Below are 1,652 nucleotides of genomic sequence, written 5' to 3' on the forward strand. Positions count from 1 at the left end.
CTCTTTCCAGCTGGCATCGTCCCTGGCCCAGCTTGGGAAACATGTGCTGTTAATCGACGCGGACATCCGCAAGTCGGTGACGGTGTCCAGATACCAGCTGGATCATGAGGTGAACGGCCTGTCCCAGTACCTGAGCAGCCAGGTGACGAAAGAGGAGGCCATTTACCAGACCAATGTGAACGGCCTGGAAGTGATGTTTGCAGGCCCCTATTCCCCCAACCCAGCGGAGCTTCTGGAAGAGGAGATGTTTACCAAACTGGTGCTGTGGGCCCGTGAAACCTATGACTATGTGATCATTGACACGCCGCCCATGGGGAATCTGATCGACGGCGCGATCGTGGCAAGGCATTGTGACGGCGCGGTGCTGGTGATCGAAAGCGGAGCCATCAGTTTCCGCCTGCTTCAGAAGGTGAAAGCCCAGTTGGAGAAGAGCGGCTGCCGGATTTTAGGGACAGTGCTGAACAAGGTGACAGTGGATCACAGCGGGTATTACCGGTATTACGGGAAGTATGGCAGGTATGGGAAGTATGGGAAGCAGTATGAGTATGCCAGGGAAAACTGACAGGTAGAAAAAAACAGCAGATGACTGAAAGATAACAGGCAGAAAGATAGAAAAGAAAACAGCAGAAGAAAACGGCTGCTGGTCTGGATGAACTCTGACTGGCGGGAATGCGTGACAAAGACAGAATTATAATTCGTTACTAAAAAGAGGACGCGTTGATTCATCATAGAATCTACATAATTATAGAGTGCAGAATATAGAATGCAGAATCATTTTTAACAAATGAATAAACAGTTAGAGAATGAAAAAGTAGCTGGAGAATGAAAAGCAGTTGGAGAATGAAAGAGCAGCTGGAGAATGAAAAAGCAACTGAAGAATGAAAAAAACAGCTGAAGAATGAAAAAAACGGCTGGAGAATGAAAAAGCAGCTGGAGAATGAAAAAGTAGCTGAAGAATGAAAGAACAGCTGGAAAATGAAAAAGCAGCTGGAGAATGAAAGAGCAGCTGGAGAATGAAAAAGCAGTTAGAAATGAAAAACCAGTTAGAGAATGCAAAAGCAGGCTTGGAGACAGATACGTATGAACCAGAAACCAAGGATGAAAACGTAGCCTGCGGACAGTATTAAATTACGCGATTAAGAACACGGAACGTACGAGGGGGAAACGGGGGGATGAAACATGCTTGTAAAAAGCAGGTCTTTTTATATTTTGTTTGATATTGGCGAGATCATCATTTCCTTTGTTTTAGCGGTTTTTCTAAGATATCAGGTAGTCCAGGGAAGAATGATTTCGGATGCCTGGTTTGGGTGCATCCTGATGATTTTTGTCTATGTTCTGGTGGTGCTGTTCTATCAGCCGCCGAAACCGCTGATGAAGAGGAACAACTGGGAAGAACTGCAGATTGTGTTGGCTGCTAACCTGTATATGGCGCTGCTGCTGTCAATGATTTTGTATTTGAACCGGGTGGGCACGCTGTTCCCGCGTTCCGTATATATTGTATTTTTCGGATTAAATACCATCCTGATGTACACCGGCCGGTTTAATTTAAAGAAGATCCTGCGGGCCTATTATAAAAAATCCGGGAACCGGAAGAAACTGCTGATCTGTGCCAACCGGGAGAACCTGATTGCAGCCATCGACAAGTTCGTCCA

At 46.1% G+C, this 1,652-nt stretch carries 2 protein-coding genes; both read left to right on the forward strand.

Annotation, left to right across the window (positions count from 1 at the left end; translation table 11 throughout):
• Nucleotides 1–562: CpsD/CapB family tyrosine-protein kinase (locus tag GPL15_RS24170; protein ID WP_215701247.1), on the forward strand; the 562-nt coding region annotated here is incomplete at its 5' end.
• A 617-nt stretch (nt 563–1,179) separates the two neighbouring features.
• On the forward strand, nt 1,180–1,652 hold a 473-nt coding region (locus GPL15_RS24175), incomplete at its 3' end, for a hypothetical protein (protein WP_346345034.1).

Origin of the sequence: Clostridium sp. MCC353 (assembly GCF_018785315.1) — a bacterium.
In the GTDB taxonomy this organism is placed as follows: Bacteria; Bacillota; Clostridia; order Lachnospirales; family Lachnospiraceae; genus CHH4-2.